We start from the raw sequence: 16966 nt of genomic DNA on the forward strand, positions 1-16966 counted from the left end.
ATCAGCTCTCCAGCAGACGCAGCAGGCCGAGCGGCAGCGGTACGTCCAGCAGGTAATCGAACAGCCCGTAGAGCAGCACGCCGAGCAGCACGCCGCTGATCACGCTGGGCCACAGGCGACCGTTGAACAAGAGGCCGAGGGCGAAGCCGGCCAGCGCGGTGGCGATGACGAAGCCGAGGGTCTCGAACAGCAGCGCGTAGGCCAGCAGCGCCAGCACGCAGAGCAGGGCGCGACTCGCCATCGCCCAGTCGAAGGGTGGCGTCGCTTCGCCCTTGGGTTTGATCAGCAGCCACAGCGCGCCGCAGCCCATCAGCGCCAGCAGCAGCAGCGGGTAGGCGCGCGGGCCGACCGGGTCATAGGCGAAGGGCGCCTCGAAGCCCCAGGCGAGCAGGGCGAGGCCGGCGCAGGCGAGCAGCCACAGCGCGGCGAAGACACGTACGTACATGGCGGGATACCTCAGGGAGTCGGCGACCCGGCAACTGCCGGATCGGCCGTGCGGCCCGCGGGCGCGGGCCGGTTCGCGTTACTTGACCAGGCCGAACTCGCCGGCCAGGGCCTTGTAGTCCTGCACCTGCTGCTTGACGAAGGCTTCCAGCTCGTCGCCGGTCATCGACAGCGGGAACAGGTCGCGCTGCTCGCGCAGCTTGGCGAAGTCCTCGTCGGCGAGCAGGCTGTCGAACTGGGTCTTCCACCAGTTGAACTCCTCGTCAGGCACTTCCGGCCCCATGTAGAAGCCGCGGATCACCGGCCAGCTGATGTCGTAGCCCTGCTCCTTGGCGGTGGGGATGTCGGCCAGCTTGCCCGGCAGGCGCTCGTCGGCGAGCACCGCGAGGATGCGGATCTTGCCGGCGTCGAGCTGCGGGGTGACTTCGCCGAGGCCGCTGGAGGTGACCTGCACGTGGCCGCCAAGCATGGCGGTGAGCGTCTCGCCGCCGCCCTCGAAGGCGACGTAGCGCAGCTTCTTCGGATCGACCCCGGCGGCGCGGGCGATCAGCGCGGTCTGCATCCAGTCCTGCCCGCCGATGGTGGCGCCGGCGCCGAACACCACGCTGCCCGGATCCTTCTTCACTGCAGCAATCAGCTCGTCGAGGTTCTGGTAGGGCGCGTCGGCGCGCACCGAGATGGCGCCGTAATCGGTGCCCACCGCGGCCAGCCAGCGCACGGCGTTCTCGTCGTAGCGGCCGAACTTGCCCTGGGCGAGGTTCAGCAGCGAGCCGCTGGAGAAGGCGGTGATGGTGCCGGGTTCGGCGGCGCGCTGGGCGACCACCGCGTTGTAGGCCACCGCGCCGACGCCGCCGGGCATGTAGGTGACGCGCATCGGCGCCTGGAGCAGGCCGCTGTCCTTCAGGCCGCTCTGGGCCAGCTTGCAGGTCAGGTCGAAACCGCCGCCGGGCTTGGCCGGGGCGATGCACTCGGGGCGCTTGGGTTCGGCCAAGAGCTGGCTGGAGAGCAGCAGGCAGGATGACAGCAGGGCGAAACGGCTGAGTCGGGTTTTCATGGGAATCCCTCGGGTACTTGTTCTGTTTACCAGATCGGCAGGCTGTAGCTGACGATCAGACGGTTCTCGTCGGCGTCGCGGGCGAAGTCGGAGCGGAACATCGCGTTGCGCCAGCGCAGCGCGACGTTCTTCAGTGGGCCGCTCTGCACCACGTACTTGAACTCGAAGTCGCGCTCCCACTCGCTGCCGTTGCTGCCGCCTGAGTACTCGGCGTTGTCGCCGGAGATGTAGCGGGTCAGGAAGGTCAGCCCGGGGATGCCCATGGCGGCGAAGTTGTAGTCGTAGCGCGCCTGCCAGGAGCGCTCGTCGGCGTTGGCGAAGTCGTTGATCTGCACGAAGTTGACCAGGAACGGATCACCGCCGTCGATGTAGGCGTAGCCGGTATCGCCACGCATCTGCTGGTAGCCGACGCTGACCTTGTGCCCGCCCAGGCTGTAGCCGAGCATGCCGTTCCAGGCCTGGTTATCGATCTTGCCGGCATTCGCCGCGCCGGTGTCGTCGCTGAGCATCACGCGCAGGTCCGCACTCAGCGCGGAGTTGTCGCTCAGCGGCTTGTTCGCCAGCAGGCCGAAGAAGTGCTGGCGGTACACGTCATCCAGCTCGCCGTAGTAGTAGCGCCCGGTGAGGTTCTCGTTGAAGGCGTATTCGGCACCGGCGAAGGTCAGGTGGTCGGCCTCGGCGGCGCTGGCGAAGCGGCCGTTCTTGTTGTTCAGCTGCAGGTCCTGGGAGTTGGTCGAGGAGCGGTCGATCACCTTGTCCAGGCGGCCGCCGGTCAGGGTCAGGCCGTCGATATCGGTGGAGGTGACGGTAGCGCCCTCGAACACCTGCGGCAGCGTGCGGCTGTCGCTGGCCTTGACTACCGGCGTCTCCGGAATGTGCGAGCCGTAGCGCAGTTCGGTCTCGGCAATCTTGGCCTTGGCGGTCAGACCCAGGCGGCTGAACTCGTCCGGCGTGCTGCCATCGTCGTGCACCGGCAAGAGGTCGGTGCCAGCGCGGCCGCCACCGGAATCCAGCTTGACGCCGAGCATGCCCAGGGCATCGAGGCCGACGCCGACGGTGCCTTCGGTGAAGCCCGACTGCACATCGAGGATGAAGCCCTGGGTCCACTCTTCACGCTTGGACTGGCCGCTGCCTTCGCGGAAATCGCGGTTCAGGTAGATGTTGTGGGTCTGCAGGGTCGCGCTGCTGTCCTCGATGAAGGCGGCCTGGGCCAGCGGCGCCAGCGAGGCGGCGGCAACGGCGAGGGCGAGACGGGCAGGTGCGGATGGGTGTCTGACGGCAGTCAGCATCGGGTATCTCCACTGTTGTTTTTGTTGTAGCGGCCTCGGGGCCGCGCGTGGTGGTTCGAGCCACCTGCGAGCGATCCTAGGCAGTCAAGCTTTCGCCAGCCTTTCAGGCCGCCGCGGGGTGGTTTCTGCCGCTACACTGGCGCTCCGTTGGCAGATCGCAGAGGGACAGGACATGCGCATTCTCCTGGTCGAGGACCACCCGCCGCTGGCCGAGAGCGTGGCGCAGGCGCTGCGCGCCGCCGGCTGGACGGTCGACCTGCTCGACGACGGCATCGCCGCCGACCTGGCGCTGGCCAGCGAGGACTACGCGCTGGCGATCCTCGATGTCGGCCTGCCGCGGCTCGACGGCTTTGGCGTGCTGGCACGCCTGCGCCAGCGCGGCAAGACCCTGCCGGTGCTGATGCTCACCGCGCGCGGCGAGGTCAGCGACCGCGTGCACGGCCTCAACCTCGGCGCCGACGACTACCTGGCCAAGCCGTTCGAGCTGTCCGAGCTGGAGGCGCGGGTCAAGGCGCTGCTGCGGCGCAGCGTCGGCGGCGGCGAGCGCCAGCAGCGCTGCGGGGCGCTGGTCCACGACCTGGATGCGCGACGCTTCAGCCTGGCCGGCGAGCCGCTGAGCCTGACCTCCCGCGAGCAGGCGGTGCTCGAGGCGCTGATCGCCCGTCCCGGGCGGGTGATGAGCAAGGACCAGCTGGCCGCCCAGGTGTTCGGCCTCGACGAGGACGCCAGCGCCGAGGCCATCGAGATCTACATCCACCGCCTGCGCAAGAAACTCGAGGGCCAGCCGGTGCGCATCGTCACCTTCCGCGGCCTGGGCTACCTGCTCGAGGCGCTGGATGGCTGAGCGGGCGATGGCCGGCAGCCTGCGCGGCGGGCTGCTGCTCAGGCTGGCGATCCTGCTCACGCCGCTGCTGCTGTTCAGCGGTTGGAGCGCCTACTGGAACGGCCGCGCCGCCGCCGACACCGCCTACGACCGCACCCTGCTGGCCTCGGCGCGGGCCATCGCCGATGGCCTGGTGACCAACGAGGGCAAGCTGCGCGCCAACGTGCCCTATGTGGCGCTGGATACCTTCGCCTACGACAGCGCCGGGCGCATCTACTACGGGGTGCTGGACACCGAGGGGCAGCTGGTCAGTGGTTACGAGCAGCTGCCGGCGCCCGGCGCCGAGGTGCCGCGTACCGACGACTACCCGGCGCTGGCGCGCTTCTACGATGGCGAGTTCCAGGGCCAGGGCGTGCGCCTGGTGAGCCTGCTGCAGCCGGTCAGCGAGCCCGAGCTCAACGGCATCGCCGAGATCCGCGTGGCCGAGACCCTCGGCGCCCGCGAGCGCATGGCGCGCAGCCTGTTGAGCGACACGCTGTGGCGCCTGGGCTTGCTGGCGCTGGCCGCGCTGCTGCTGGTGTGGCTGGCGGTCAGCGCCGCGCTGCGCCCGCTGGGCCGGCTCAGCGAGGCGGTCGAGGAGCGTGCGCCGGACGACCTGCGGCCGCTGCCGCTGGTGCATGTGCAACGCGAACTGCGCCCGCTGGTGGCCGCCCTCAACCAGTTCACCGAGCGCCTGCGCGGGCAGTTCGAACGCCAGGCGCGCTTCATCGCCGATGCCTCCCACGAGCTGCGCACGCCGCTGGCGGCGCTCAAGGCGCGCCTCGAGCTGGGTCTGCGCGAGGCCGAGCCGGCGGCCTGGCGCAGCACCCTGGAGGATGCCGGGCAGAGCACCGACAAGGTCATCCACCTGGCCAACCAGCTGCTCTCGCTGGCGCGCATCGAAAGCGGCGCGCAGTCGATCGCCGAGGGCAGCGCCGAACGCCTGGACCTGTCGGCGCTGGCCCGCGAGGTCGGCCTGGCGATGGCTGCGCTGGCGCACCAGCGCGGCGTGGCGCTGGCGCTGGAGGCCGAGCGCCCGGTGTGGGTGGTCGGCGAGCCGACCCTGCTCAGCGAGCTGCTCGGCAACCTGGTGCACAACGCCCTGGCGCACACCGCCGGCGGCGGCAACGTGGTGCTGCGGGTCGCCGACGGCGGCCTGCTGGAGGTCGAGGACGACGGCCCCGGGATCCCCGCCGACGAGCGCGACAAGGTGTTCACGCGCTTCTACCGGCGCGACACCGGCGGCCATGGCGCCGGCCTCGGCCTGGCCATCGTCGGCGAGATCGTCCGCGCGCACCGGGCCAGCGTCGAACTCGGCGAGGGCGCCCTCGGCGGCCTGCTGGTGCGGGTGCGCTTCCCGGGCGAGGCCTGAGGCGCCCGGCTCAGGCGCGCCGACGCCCCCAGAACTGCTGCGCCAGCTGCTGCATGCCGGCCACCAGCCCGGCGACGCCGGCGGCGCTTTCGCGGCTCTGCAGGCCGACCACCGCCTGCTGCTCGGAACCGGCGCGGATGCTCGCCAGGCTTTCGCCGATCTGTGCGGCGACCGCGCTCTGCTGCTCCACGGCGGCGGCGATCTGCGTGCTCATGCCGCTGATGTCGGTGACCTGGGCATTGATGTCGTCGAGCGAACGCTCGGCCTCGCCGGCACGTTCGACGCTGATCTGCGCCTGTTCGCGGCTGCGCTGCATCACCGCGACCGCCTCGCGCGAACCGCTCTGCAGGGTGCCGATGATGGTCTGGATCTCGGCGGTGGCCTGGGCGGTGCGCGAGGCGAGGCTGCGCACCTCGTCGGCGACCACCGCGAAGCCGCGCCCCTGCTCGCCGGCGCGCGCCGCCTCGATGGCCGCGTTGAGCGCCAGCAGGTTGGTCTGCTCGGCGATGCTGCGGATCACCTCGAGCATGCGGCTGATGTCCTGGCTGTGGTCCTCGAGGTGGCCGATCACCTCGGCGGCCTGCTGGATCTCGCCGGCCAGGCGGGCGATGCAGCTGCCGGTCTGGCCGACCATGCCGCGACCGGCGGCGGCATCGCTGTCGGCCAGGGTCGCCGCCTCGGCGGTGCGCAGCGCGCTCTGCGCGACCTCCTGCACGCTGGCGACCATCTGGCTCATGGCGCTCGCCACCAGGTCGGTCTGCTGCTGCTGGGCACTGGCGCTGGCCGCGCTCTGCTGCATGGCGCCGGCCAGCTCCTCGGCATGGCGGCTGATCTGCCGGCTGCTGTCGGCTATGCGGCCGACCACCGCGCCGGCTTCGGCCTCGAGCATGCGCAGGGCGAAGGCGATCTCGCCCAACTCGTCGTCGCGCCCGCTGTAGATCAGCTGGCTGAGCGGGTTGTGGCCGACCTGCCGGGCCTGCGCGCGCAACGCACGCAGCGGCGCCAGGGCCAGCAGGCAGCAGGCCGTGCTGGCCGCCGCGCCCGCCACGCCGGCCAGCAGCGCCAAGGGCCCGGCGCCACCGGCCAGCAGCCCGGCGGCGGCCGCGCTGGCCAGGCTGCCGAGGCCGGCGCACAGCGCGAGCCGCGCCTGGAAGCCCGGGCGCCAGCGGCGCAGGCCGGCGCGCCGCGGGGCGTTCAGCGCGGCATACAGGGTCTCGGCGGCGCGCACCTGTTGCGGCTGCGGCTTGGTGCGCACCGACTGGTATTCGACCACCTCGCCGTCGCGGCTGACCGGCATGACGTAGGCGCTGACCCAGTAGTAGTCGCCGTTCTTGCTGCGGTTCTTGACCATGCCCATCCACGGCCGCCCGGCCTGCAGCGTGCTCCACAGGTGGGCGAAGGCGGCCGGCGGCATGTCCGGATGGCGCACGATGTTGTGCGGCTGGCCGAGCAGCTCGGCCTCGCTGAAGCCGCAGAGCTCGATGAAGTCCGGGTTGGCGTAGCTGATCCGGCCCTTGAGGTCGGTGGTGGAGAGGATGTTGGCGTTGTCGCGGACGGGGACTTCCCGGTCGTTGACCGGCAGGTTGGCTCGCATGTGACGAATCTCTTCCTTGTGGGTTCGGGGTACGCGAGGCCGGGGGTGTGGCGCCGCTTCGGCCGAAGGCCGGCGGCGTCTCATGATGAGTGTCACGGGGCGACTGCGGCGAAGGCTAGGTCGGTTCCATGACGCAATGATGTCAATGTGGCATTACATGCAGGACAATGCCAGCGGCAAACGCTTCGGCGTGGCCGTGGTCCAAGCAGGGCGCCGGGGAACACCGGCGCAGCGCGCGCCCTGGCCGCAGAATCCGGCGCATCGTTCGGGGCGTTCCCCTGCTAGACTCATGCTTCCGTGCAGACTCACGAGGAATGCCCGGACAATCCAAAACAACCAGAAAGGAGAGCATCCATGAAGGGCAATTCCTTGGCATGGATCTTCGCCGCTGCTTTGGCGGGAACCGGCCTGAGCGGTGTGGCGCAGGCGCAAGAGAAGTTCGTCACCATCGGTACCGGTGGGCAGACTGGCGTCTACTACGTGGCGGGTCAGTCGATCTGTCGCTTCGTCAACCGCAATGCCGAGAACATCAAGTGCAACGCGCCGGCCAGCGGCGGCGGCGTGGCCAACGTCAACGGCCTGCGGACCGGCGAATTCAACTTCGGCATCATGCAGTCCGACCACCAGTTCAAGGCGATGGAAGGCCTGGCGCCCTTCGAGAAGGAAGGCAAGATGGATGACATCCGCGCCGTCTTCTCGCTGCAGAGCGAGGTGTTCACCGTGCTGGCGCGCCGCGATGCCAACATCAAGGGCCTCGACGACCTCAAGGGCAAGCGCGTCAACATCGGCAACCCGGGCTCCGGCCAGCGCGATACCCTCGAGGAGATCATGCAGGTCAAGGGCTGGGACAAGTCGGCCTTCGCCCTGGCGGCCGAGCTGAAGCCGGCCGAGCAGGCCAGCGCCCTGAGCGACAACAACATCGACGCCATGACCTACTTCGTCGGTCATCCCAACGGCGCGATCCAGGAAGCCACCACCACCGTCGACGCCGTGCTGGTACCGATCACCGGTCCGGAGATCGACAAGCTGCTGGAGCAGAAGACCTACTACACCAAGGCCGAGATCCCCGGCGGCCTGTACAAGGGCAACGATTCGGCGACCCAGTCCATCGGCGGCAAGGCCGTCCTGTCGACCAGCGCCAAGGTCGATGCCGAGGTGGTCTACCAGCTGGTCAAGTCGGTGTTCGAGAACATCGAGCGCTTCCAGCGCCTGCACCCGGCGTTCAAGGACCTCAAGCCGGAAGACATGATCAAGGTCGGCCTGACCGCGCCGCTGCACGAAGGCGCCGAGCGCTACTACAAGGAGCGTGGCTGGCTGTAAGACCGCCGACGGGCCGCTGCTGCGGCCCGTTCGCGTCTCATGCCTCACCCGGAACCCGTGTGCCGAGCCGGCCACGGGTTTCTTGGGTTAACGATTCCTGAAAAACAGGCCCGATTTGATGCAAGACAAACACCTATCCACCGAGGAACTGATCGCCCAGGACGTCGGCGCCCGCCTGCCGGAAGGCGTCATGGCCAAGGCCATCGCCGGCCTGGCCCTGGCCTGGTCGCTGTTCCAGCTGTGGATCGCCTCGCCGCTGCCGTTCATGCTGCGCATCGGCGTGCTCAACGACACCGAGACCCGCTCGATCCACCTGGCCTTCGCCCTGCTGCTGGCCTTTCTCGCCTACCCGGCGTTCAAGCGCTCGCCGCGCGACCGCGTGCCGCTGCTGGACATCGCGCTGGGGCTGGTCGCCGCGGCCAGCGCCGCCTACCTGTTCATCTGCTACGAACAGCTGGCGCAGCGCCCCGGCAACCTGACCACCCTGGACCTGGTCACCGCCTGCATCGGCATCCCGCTGCTGCTGGAGGCCACCCGCCGGGCCCTCGGCCCGCCGCTGGCGATCATCGCCCTGGTGTTCATCGTCTACAGCCTGGCCGGCCCCTGGATGCCGGGGCTGCTGGCGCACCGTGGCGTCAGCTTCACGGCGATGGCCAACCACCAGTGGATCACCACCGAAGGCGTGTTCGGCATCGCCCTGGGCGTGTCCACCAGCTTCGTCTTCCTCTTCGTGCTGTTCGGCGCGCTGCTCGAACGGGCCGGCGCCGGGCACTACTTCATCCAGCTGGCCTTCAGCCTGCTCGGCCACATGCGTGGCGGCCCGGCCAAGGCCGCGGTGGTCGCCTCGGGCATGACCGGGCTGATCTCCGGCTCGTCGATCGCCAACGTGGTGACCACCGGCACCTTCACCATCCCGATGATGAAGAAGGTCGGCTTCTCCAAGGAGAAGGCCGGCGCGGTGGAGGTTGCCTCCTCGGTCAATGGCCAGATCATGCCGCCGGTGATGGGCGCCGCGGCGTTCCTGATGGTCGAGTACGTCGGCATGCCCTACGTGGAGATCATCAAGCACGCCTTCCTGCCCGCGGCGATCTCCTACATCGCGCTGCTCTACATCGTGCACCTGGAAGCGCTCAAGCAGAACATGCAGCCGATCGGCACGCATCAGCCCAAGCCCTGGCTGCGCCGGCTGACCGGCTTCGCCTTCGGCGCGGCGCTGATCAGCGGCCTGTCGCTGGCGGTCTACTACGGCCTCGGCTGGCTCAAGCCGGCGCTCGGCGACTACGCCCTGGCCGGCGTGTCGGTGCTGCTGGCGCTGGTCTACCTGGGGCTGCTGAAGGTGGCGGCGAGCAACCCGCCGCTGCCGGCCGAAGACCCGGACAAGCCGCTGGAAGAACTGCCCAACACCCGCGCGGTGCTGCTCTCGGGCCTGCACTTCGTGCTGCCGGTGGTGGTGCTGGTCTGGTGCCTGATGATCGAGCGGCTGTCGCCCGGGCTGTCGGCGTTCTGGGGCACGGTGATGCTGGTGATCATCCTGCTCACCCAGCGTCCGTTGCTGTCCTGGATGCGCGGTGACGGCGGGGCGACCCATGGCACCGCCATGGACGGCCTGGTCGACCTGCGCGAAGGCATGATCGCCGGCGCGCGCAACATGATCGGCATCGGCATCGCCACCGCGGCGGCCGGGGTCATCGTCGGCGCGGTGTCGCAGACCGGCGTCGGCCTGGTGCTGGCCGACCTGGTCGAGCTGCTGTCGATGGGCAACCTGCTGCTGATGCTGATCCTCATCGCCATCTTCAGCCTGATCCTCGGCATGGGCCTGCCGACCACCGCCAACTACATCGTGGTGTCCAGCCTGCTGGCGCCGGTGGTGGTCGCCCTCGGCCAGCAGAACGGTTTGATCGTGCCGCTGATCGCGGTGCACCTGTTCGTCTTCTACTTCGGCATCATGGCCGACGTGACGCCGCCGGTGGGCCTGGCTTCGTTCGCCGCCGCCGCGGTGTCCAAGGGCGACCCGATCAAGACCGGCCTGACCGCCTTCTACTACAGCCTGCGCACCGCGGCGCTGCCGTTCCTGTTCATCTTCAACACCGACCTGCTGCTGATCGACGTGGACTTCTGGCACGGCGTGCTGATTTTCATCGTCGCCACCGGCGCCATGCTGATCTTCGCCGCCGGCACCCAGGGCTACTTCCTCGTGCGCAACCGCTGGTACGAGACCATCCTGCTGCTGCTGGTGGCCTTCACCCTGTTCCGTCCGGCGTTCTGGATGGACCTGCTGCACGACCCCTACCGTGACATCCCGCCGGCCGAACTGGTCCAGGCGCTGGAGACCGTGGACGAGGACAGCCAGCTGCGCATGCGCATCCGCGGCGAGAACGAGGTGGGCGACCCGCGCGAGTTCGTCGTGCTGCTGGCCATCCCGGACGGCGAGAGCGGCGAGGACAAGCTCGGCAAGATCGGCCTGGCGACCTACGAGGAGGGTGGCAAGCTGTTGATCGACAGCGTCGCCTTCGGCAGCCCGGCGGCCGAGGCGGGCCTGGAGTTCGACCAGGAGATCGTCCGCGTGCGCGCACCCACCGACCGCTGGCACAAGGAGTGGATGTGGATCCCGGGGCTGCTGCTGTTCGGCCTGATCGTCTGGCTGCAGCGCCGGCGCCTGCCGCGCTGAACCACTGAGCGCTGTGCTCGAAACCGGCCACCGCCCACGCGCTGGCCGGTTTTTTTGTGCCCCGGCGCAGGCCGGCGCGAGTGCCTAGACCGGCTTGCCCGGTAGTGGCGCCTTGGGCAGCACCAGGGCGGGAGTCTCGTCGGCGCCGCGCGGGGCATGCGCGCCCTGGCCTTCCAGCGCGGCATAGGCCGGGCTGCAGAACAGCGAGTTGAGCCGCTTCATGTCGGCGATCAGCTCCAGGTGCGCGGCACTGCTCTCGATGCTCTCGAGCACCTGCTGGTGCAGGCGTTGCACGTGGGCGTGGGCCAGCGCGCGTTCGCAGTGACGGAACTCGTGCTTCTGCCGCAGCAGGCGGCGGGCGCTCTGCGGGTCGCCGGAGAGGAACACCGACAGCCCCAGGGCGAGGTTGGCGCTGAGCAGCCCGTGCAGCTGGCGCAGCTCGTCCAGGCCATGCTCGGAGAAGCTCAGGCGCCGTGATTTCTTCAGGTTGTGCACCTTGCCCTGCATGTGCTCGATGATGTCGCCGGCGTGCTCGAGGTTGATCGCCAGCTCGATGATCTCCGCCCAGCGCCGGCTTTCCTGCTCGGCCAGGTCCTCGCGCGGCATCCGCGCCAGGTACAGCTTGACGCCGCTGTAGAGCGCGTCGACGTCGTCGTCCAGGCGGCGGATTTCCTCGGCCGCCTGCGGGTGCTCGCTCTGCAGCACCTCCAGCAGGCGCGCCAGCATGGCCTCCACCAGGTCGCCGATGCGCAGCGTCTCGCGCACCGCGTTGGCCAGCGCCAGGCTCGGCGTCTCCAGCGCGGCCGGGTCCAGGTGGCGGGGCTGGGCGATGCCCTGTTCGGCGACGCGCTCGGGCAGCAGGTGTTCGCACAACCGCGCCATCGGCCGCACGCTGGGCAGCAGCACCAGGCAGCGCAGGCTGTTGTAGAGCAGGTGGAAGGCGATCACCTGGGTCTGCAGGCTGAAGCCGAAGGTCGCCAGCCAGCCCACCAGTGGATGCAGGAAAGGCACCACGACCAGGCCGGCGAGCTTGTACAGCAGGTTGCCCAGCGCCACGCGGCGCGCCGCCGCCGGCTGCAGGCTGGCGTTGAGCCAGGCCAGCACGCCGCTGCCGACGTTGGCGCCGATGACCACGCCGAGGGCCACCGGCATGCCGATCAGCCCGGCGCCGGCCAGCGTCGCGGTGAGCAGCACCGCGGCCAGGCTGGAATAGGAGAGCAGCGCGAACAGCGCGCCGACCACCACCGCCAGCAGGGTGTCGCCGGCCAGTTCGGCGAACAGCACCTGCATGCCGCGCGCCGCGGTGATCGGCTCGGCGGCGGCGACGATCAGCTGCAGGGCGAGGATGATCAGGCCCAGGCCGATCAGCACCCGACCGAGCTGGCCGGCGCGGCTCTGCTTGCGCGAGAGGAACAGGCAGACGCCGACCAGCGTCAGCACCGGCGAAAGCCAGGACAGGTCCAGGGTCAGCACCCGCGCCATCAGCGCGGTGCCGACGTCGGCGCCGAGCATGATCGCCAGCGCGGTGGGCAGCGCCATCAGGCCCTGGGCGACGAAGGACAGGGTCAGCAGCGCGGTGGCGTTGCTGCTCTGCACCAGCGCGGTGACGCCGATCCCCGCGCCGAAGGCCAGCGGCGCGTGGGCCATGCTGTGGCCGAGCAGCCGCCGCAGGTGCGAGCCGTACACCCGCATGATCCCGGTGCGCACGATATGCGTCCCCCAGACCAGCAGGGCGATCGACGACAGCAGGTGCAGCAGCGTGAGCATGGGTGCGCAGAGCCTCGGTCAGTGGTCAGCCGCGTGCCGGCGCGGCTCGGCATACAGGGTTGACCACTGGCGCGAGGGCGCCGTTCACCGGACTGTCACATCGGCCGCTGGCCGAGCGGGCTCAGCGCGGGCTGTAGTAGCCGACGCCGAGCAGCACGTCGTCGACCCGGCGGATCAGCGTGTGCTTGGGTTCCACCGCATTGGTCGCCGGGTTGCGCCAGACGTAGTCGACGTTGCCTTCGCCCTTGCTGCGCGCCAGCTCGATCATGTCGCGGAACAGCGGCTTGCCGGCGGCGTCGCGCACCTCGCGCACGTCGGTGCCGACCAGGCTCGGCGAACCGCCGCTGGCGCGGTACTTGCCGTCCTCCAGGCCGATGGCGAAGACGTACTCGTCGCCGATCACGAAGCCGCCCTGCGGGTCGTTGAAGCGCCGGTAGGCCGCGTCGCCGCCTTCCTGCTGCAACAGCGCGACGGCCTTGTCGAGCAGCGCACGGGCCTGCTCGGCGCTCGAACGCGGGATGTAGTAGCCGACGCAGACGACGTAGTCGCCGACGCGGCGGAACAGGCTGGTCTTGTTCTCCAGCTTGTTGTTGGCCGGGTTCAGCCAGTGGTAGTCGATCGCGCCGCTCTGGGCGCCCTTGGCCTGGCTCAGGATCGCCGCCATGAAGTTCTTGCCGGCGGCGTCCTGCAGCTGGCTGACGTCCAGGCCCACCAGGCTGTGCGAGGCGCCGCTGCTGGCGCGCATGGTACCGGCCTGGTCCAGCACGAAGACGTAGTACTCGCCCATGGCGAAGCGGCCGTTGCGCGCGTTGAAGTCGGCCAGCGCCTGCTCGGCGCCGCGTTTTTCCAGATGCTCGACCGCCTGGGCGAGCAGGTTTTCGGCCTGCCGCGCATGGCTGCGCTCGACCGAGCCCATGGGCCGGGCCTGGCTGGAATCGGGCGCGGCATGCACCAGCGGCGCGCCGCCCAGCGCGCCGAGCATCGACAGAACAAGCAAGGTCTTGTGTTTCGTATGCATGGATGGCTCCTGGCGAAGGCAGGCGCGGCAGCGCCCTTTGCGGCATCCTCCGACGGGTTTGCGGCGATTGGAATTGGTCTGAGGGAGTAGAAACGCCGGGCGAAAGGACTAGCACGCCGCGCCGCTGCGGCCCGCGACAGCCGCTGTCGCGACCGGTTGTCACACTGCCTGGACGCTCGCCCTGCCGGCGCCTGCTCGGTAACCTAGCCGCCTGCTCAAAAGGACCGCTCATGCTCAGCCTCTACCACGCCCCCGACCTGGAAACCCTCGGCGAGCTGGCCACCACGCTGCTGGCGCAGCCGCTGGCCGACCCCTTCGCCCCGGCGCAGGTGGTGGTGCCCAGCCAGGGCATGGGCCGCTGGCTGACCCTGGCGCTGGCGCGCCGGCAGGGCATCGCCATGCAGCTGCAGATCCAGTTGCCGGCCCGCTTCGTCTGGGACCTGAGCCGCGCGGTGCTCGGCAGCCTGCCGGAGCAGTCGGCGTTTGCCCCGGGCACCCTGACCTGGCGCCTCTACGACTGGCTCTGCGAACCGGCCAACCTGCAACAGGCGCCGCGCCTGGCGCGCTACCTGGCCGGCGCTGACGAGCGCCGCCGGCTGTCGCTGGCGAGCCGGATCGCCGACACCTTCGACCAGTACCTGCTCTACCGCGACGACTGGCTGGCTGCCTGGGAGCGCGGCGAGACGCGCGAGCTCGGCCCCGACGAGGCCTGGCAGGCGCTGCTCTGGCGCGAGCTGACCAAGGATGGCCACCCGCACCGCGCGCGCCTGCTCGGCGACCTGCTGGCCCGGCTGTACCGCGACGAGCCGCTGGCCGGCCTGCCCGAGCGCTTGCTGGTATTCGGCATCAGCAGCCTGCCGCCGCACCACCTGCGCGTGCTCGATGGCCTGGCGCGGCACATCGACGTGGTGGTCTGCGCGCTCAACCCGAGCCGCGAGGCCTGGGGCGAGATCCGCGACGTCCGCGAGCTGGCCCGCCAGGCGCCCGCCGCGCCGGCCGCGGACGACTGGTACCTGGACGTCGGCCACCCGCTGCTGGCCAGCCTCGGCAAGCAGGGGCGCGACTTCTTCGACGCGCTGTTCGAACTCGGCGGGCAGGAGATCGGCCTGTATACCGAGGACCAGGACCTCGCCGACGACAGCCTGCTGCATGCCCTGCAGAACGACATCCTGCGTCTGCGCACCCGGCGTCCCGAGGAGCGCCTGCAACTGGCCGCGGACGACCGCTCGTTGGAGGTGCAGGTCGCCCATTCGCCGCTGCGCGAGGTCGAGATCCTGCATGACCAGCTGCTGGCGCGCTTCGCCGCCGACCCGGGGCTGAGTCCCGACCAGGTGGTGGTGCTGACCCCGGACATCGAGCGCTACGCGCCCTTCATCGAGGCGGTGTTCGCCCCGCGTGCGGCCGGCCGGGGCGCGGCGCGCATTCCCTACAGCCTGGCCGACCGCAGCCTGCGTGCCGAGGTGCCGCTGATCGAGGCGTTCGTCGAGCTGCTCGACCTGCCGCAGAGCCGCTTCGCCGCCGAGCAGGTGCTCGCCTGGCTGGAGCAGCCGGCCGTCGCCCGCCGCGCCGGCATCGACAGCGAGGAGCTGCCGTTGCTGCGCGACTGGCTGCGCGAGGCCGGCGTGCGCTGGGGCCGCGATGCCGGCCAGCGCGCGCGGCTCGGGCTGCCGGACGATCCGGCGTTCACCTGGCGCCAGGGCCTGGACCGTCTGCTGCTCGGCTTCGCCGCGCCGCCCCAGCTGGCTGGTGCGCAGGCGCCGTTGCTCGGCGAGCACTGGCCGCTGGACGCCGTCGAAGGCGCCCGCGCGCAGCTGCTCGGCCGCCTGGCGGAATTCGTCGAGCGCCTCGGCCGGCTCGCCGACCGCCTTGCCGCGCCGCGCCCGCTGGCGGCCTGGGCCGACGCGCTGCAGGCGCTGCTCGACGAGCTCTTCGACGAACGCGAAGCCGGCGACACGCTGCTGCTGCTCTCGCAGGCCTGCGCCGCGCTGCGCGAACAGGCCGCCGCCGCCGGTCTGGAGCGGCCGGTGGAGCTGGAGCTGGTGCGCCAGCAGCTGAGTGCCGCGCTGCAGCAGGGCGGTGGCGCCTCGGGCTTTCTCACCGGCGCGGTGACCTTCTGCACCATGGTGCCGATGCGCAGCCTGCCGTTCCGCCTGGTCTGCCTGCTGGGGCTGGATGACGGCGCGTTCCCGCGGCGCAACCCGCCGGCCGGCTTCGACCTGATCGCCCGCCACCCGCGGCGCGGCGACCGCGCGCGGCGCCTGGACGACCGCTACCTGCTGCTGGAGACGCTGCTCTCGGCGCGCCAGGCGCTGTACCTGTCCTACGTCGGCCGCGACCCGCGCGACAACGCCGAGCTGCCGCCCTCGGTGCTGCTCAGCGAGGTGCTCGAGGCGGTGGACCTCACCGCGGTCGGCCCCGACGGCGCCAAGGCCAGCGCCTGCGTCACGCTGCAGCATCCGCTGCAGCCGTTCAGCCCGGACAACTTCCAGGGCGGGCGCCACGCCGGCTTCGCCGAGCCCTGGTTCCAGGCCGCGGCACGCCTGGCCGCGGCGCCGGCGGCGGCGCAAGCGTTCGCCGGCACGTTGCCGGCGCCGGCGGCCGACTGGCTGACCGTCGAGCCGGCGCAGCTGATCCGCGCGCTGCAGCATCCGGCACGTTTCTTCCTCGAACAGCGCCTGGGCCTGCGGGTACCCGAGGAGGTCGAGGCGATCGCCGCCGACGAGCCGTTCAGCCTCGAATACCCCGCCGCCCGCGGCCTGCGCCGCCTCGCCCTGGAGGCGGTGGAACAGGGTTGGGCGGAGGCCGACGAGCGCCGCCTGGCCAGTGCCGCCGGCTGGCTGCCGCCGGGCGAGCTGGGCCAGGCGCTGTGGGGCAAGCAGCGTGGCCCGGTGCGCGCCTTCGCCCCGCACCTGCTGGCGGAGCGCCCGGCGGCCGTCCCCGAGCCGCTGGCGGTGGATATCGACCTGGCCGGCGTGCGCGTGCACGGCTGGCTCGACGGCGTCACCGCCAGCGGGTTGTTCGGCTACAAGCTCACCGCGCCCGGCGCCTGGGACCTGACCGGCTTCTGGCTGCGCCACCTGCTGCTCAACATCGCCGCCGGGCCGGGCATCGAGTGCCGCAGCCGGTTGCTGGCACCGGGTGGCGACTGGGAGCTGGGGCCGCTGGCCGATGCTGCCGAGCGCCTGCAGCCCTGGCTGCAGGCCTATCGCGTGGCGCTGTGCGAGCCGCTGCCGCTGTTCGCCAAGGCCAGCCACGCCTTCGCCAAGGCCTTGGTCCAACCCGCCGAGCGCAGCCGCAAGGCGCCGCTCGACGCCGCGCGGGACAACGCGCGGATGGCCTGGGAGGGCAACGAGCATTTCGCCGGCGAGGGCCAGGAACCCTGGAACGCCCTGGCGTTCCGCGACCGCGAGGCGCTGGACGAGCGCTTCGAGCACCTGGCCGAGGAATTGCTCGGGCCGGTGGTGACGGCCTTGGCTGATTCCCCGGAGGAGGCGTGATGGCCAGCTGCATCACCGCAACACGCTGCCGTTCCCTGCCCATGGGTTTCGCCCGCGGGGCGCAAGCCGTGCTGGCAGGCA

The 16966-nt window shown here is 70.7% G+C and carries 11 protein-coding genes and 1 pseudogene; 5 read left to right on the forward strand and 7 right to left on the reverse strand.

The genetic code is table 11. The features are described from left to right. Position 1: 1 nt before the first annotated feature. From L3N39_RS03990 to L3N39_RS04000, 3 genes are all read right to left on the reverse strand, one after another. Positions 2-445, reverse strand: a complete 444-nt coding sequence (locus tag L3N39_RS03990) for a tripartite tricarboxylate transporter TctB family protein (RefSeq protein WP_237255996.1) — start codon at positions 443-445, stop codon at positions 2-4. 78 nt (positions 446-523) lie between these two features. After that, complete coding sequence (locus L3N39_RS03995; RefSeq protein ID WP_237255997.1) at positions 524-1498, reverse strand: Bug family tripartite tricarboxylate transporter substrate binding protein; 975 nt, start codon at positions 1496-1498, stop codon at positions 524-526. 26 nt (positions 1499-1524) lie between these two features. Further along, positions 1525-2787, reverse strand: a complete 1263-nt coding sequence (locus tag L3N39_RS04000; protein WP_237255998.1) for an OprD family porin — start codon at positions 2785-2787, stop codon at positions 1525-1527. A gap of 172 nt (positions 2788-2959) precedes the next feature. Here L3N39_RS04000 and L3N39_RS04005 point away from each other — a divergent pair, with 172 nt between their 5' ends. Together L3N39_RS04005 and L3N39_RS04010 are read left to right on the forward strand one after the other, a co-directional pair. Continuing rightward, on the forward strand, positions 2960-3631 hold the full coding sequence (locus L3N39_RS04005; RefSeq protein WP_237255999.1) for a response regulator: 672 nt from the start codon (positions 2960-2962) through the stop codon (positions 3629-3631). Continuing rightward, the gene (locus tag L3N39_RS04010; RefSeq protein ID WP_237256000.1) at positions 3624-5021 is read left to right on the forward strand and encodes a sensor histidine kinase; all 1398 of its coding nucleotides are present in this window, start codon (positions 3624-3626) and stop codon (positions 5019-5021) included. Before L3N39_RS04005 ends, L3N39_RS04010 begins: the two co-directional genes overlap by 8 nt. A 10-nt stretch (positions 5022-5031) precedes the next feature. On the opposite strand, the gene L3N39_RS18945 is transcribed toward L3N39_RS04010, so the two are convergent. Together L3N39_RS18945 and L3N39_RS18950 are read right to left on the reverse strand one after the other, a co-directional pair. Then, positions 5032-5910, reverse strand: coding sequence for a methyl-accepting chemotaxis protein (locus L3N39_RS18945; RefSeq protein WP_431978005.1), 879 nt, complete (start codon positions 5908-5910; stop codon positions 5032-5034). A 375-nt stretch (positions 5911-6285) separates the two neighbouring features. Continuing rightward, positions 6286-6699: pseudogene (locus L3N39_RS18950) on the reverse strand (PAS domain-containing protein); the annotation flags it as partial. A gap of 270 nt (positions 6700-6969) precedes the next feature. Between L3N39_RS18950 and L3N39_RS04020 the strand changes: the two are divergent. Together L3N39_RS04020 and L3N39_RS04025 are read left to right on the forward strand one after the other, a co-directional pair. After that, the gene (locus L3N39_RS04020) at positions 6970-7935 is read left to right on the forward strand and encodes a TAXI family TRAP transporter solute-binding subunit (protein ID WP_237256002.1); all 966 of its coding nucleotides are present in this window, start codon (positions 6970-6972) and stop codon (positions 7933-7935) included. A gap of 118 nt (positions 7936-8053) precedes the next feature. Continuing rightward, complete coding sequence (locus tag L3N39_RS04025; protein WP_237256003.1) at positions 8054-10603, forward strand: TRAP transporter permease; 2550 nt, start codon at positions 8054-8056, stop codon at positions 10601-10603. An 84-nt stretch (positions 10604-10687) separates the two neighbouring features. Here L3N39_RS04025 and L3N39_RS04030 read toward each other — a convergent pair whose 3' ends face one another. Then, positions 10688-12370 carry a Na/Pi cotransporter family protein gene (locus tag L3N39_RS04030; RefSeq protein WP_237256004.1) on the reverse strand — a complete coding sequence of 561 codons (1683 nt, stop codon included), beginning with the start codon at positions 12368-12370 and terminating at the stop codon, positions 10688-10690. A gap of 121 nt (positions 12371-12491) precedes the next feature. Further along, a complete protein-coding gene (locus tag L3N39_RS04035) occupies positions 12492-13388 on the reverse strand; it encodes a cache domain-containing protein (RefSeq protein ID WP_237256005.1) in 897 nt (298 codons plus the stop codon). A 230-nt stretch (positions 13389-13618) separates the two neighbouring features. On the opposite strand from L3N39_RS04035, the gene recC reads away from it, so the two are divergent. Next, on the forward strand, positions 13619-16885 hold the full coding sequence (gene recC / locus L3N39_RS04040) for an exodeoxyribonuclease V subunit gamma (RefSeq protein ID WP_237256006.1): 3267 nt from the start codon (positions 13619-13621) through the stop codon (positions 16883-16885). Positions 16886-16966: the final 81 nt, after the last annotated feature.

It is taken from the genome of Pseudomonas oligotrophica (assembly GCF_021726475.1).
Classification (GTDB): domain Bacteria; phylum Pseudomonadota; class Gammaproteobacteria; order Pseudomonadales; family Pseudomonadaceae; genus Stutzerimonas; species Stutzerimonas oligotrophica.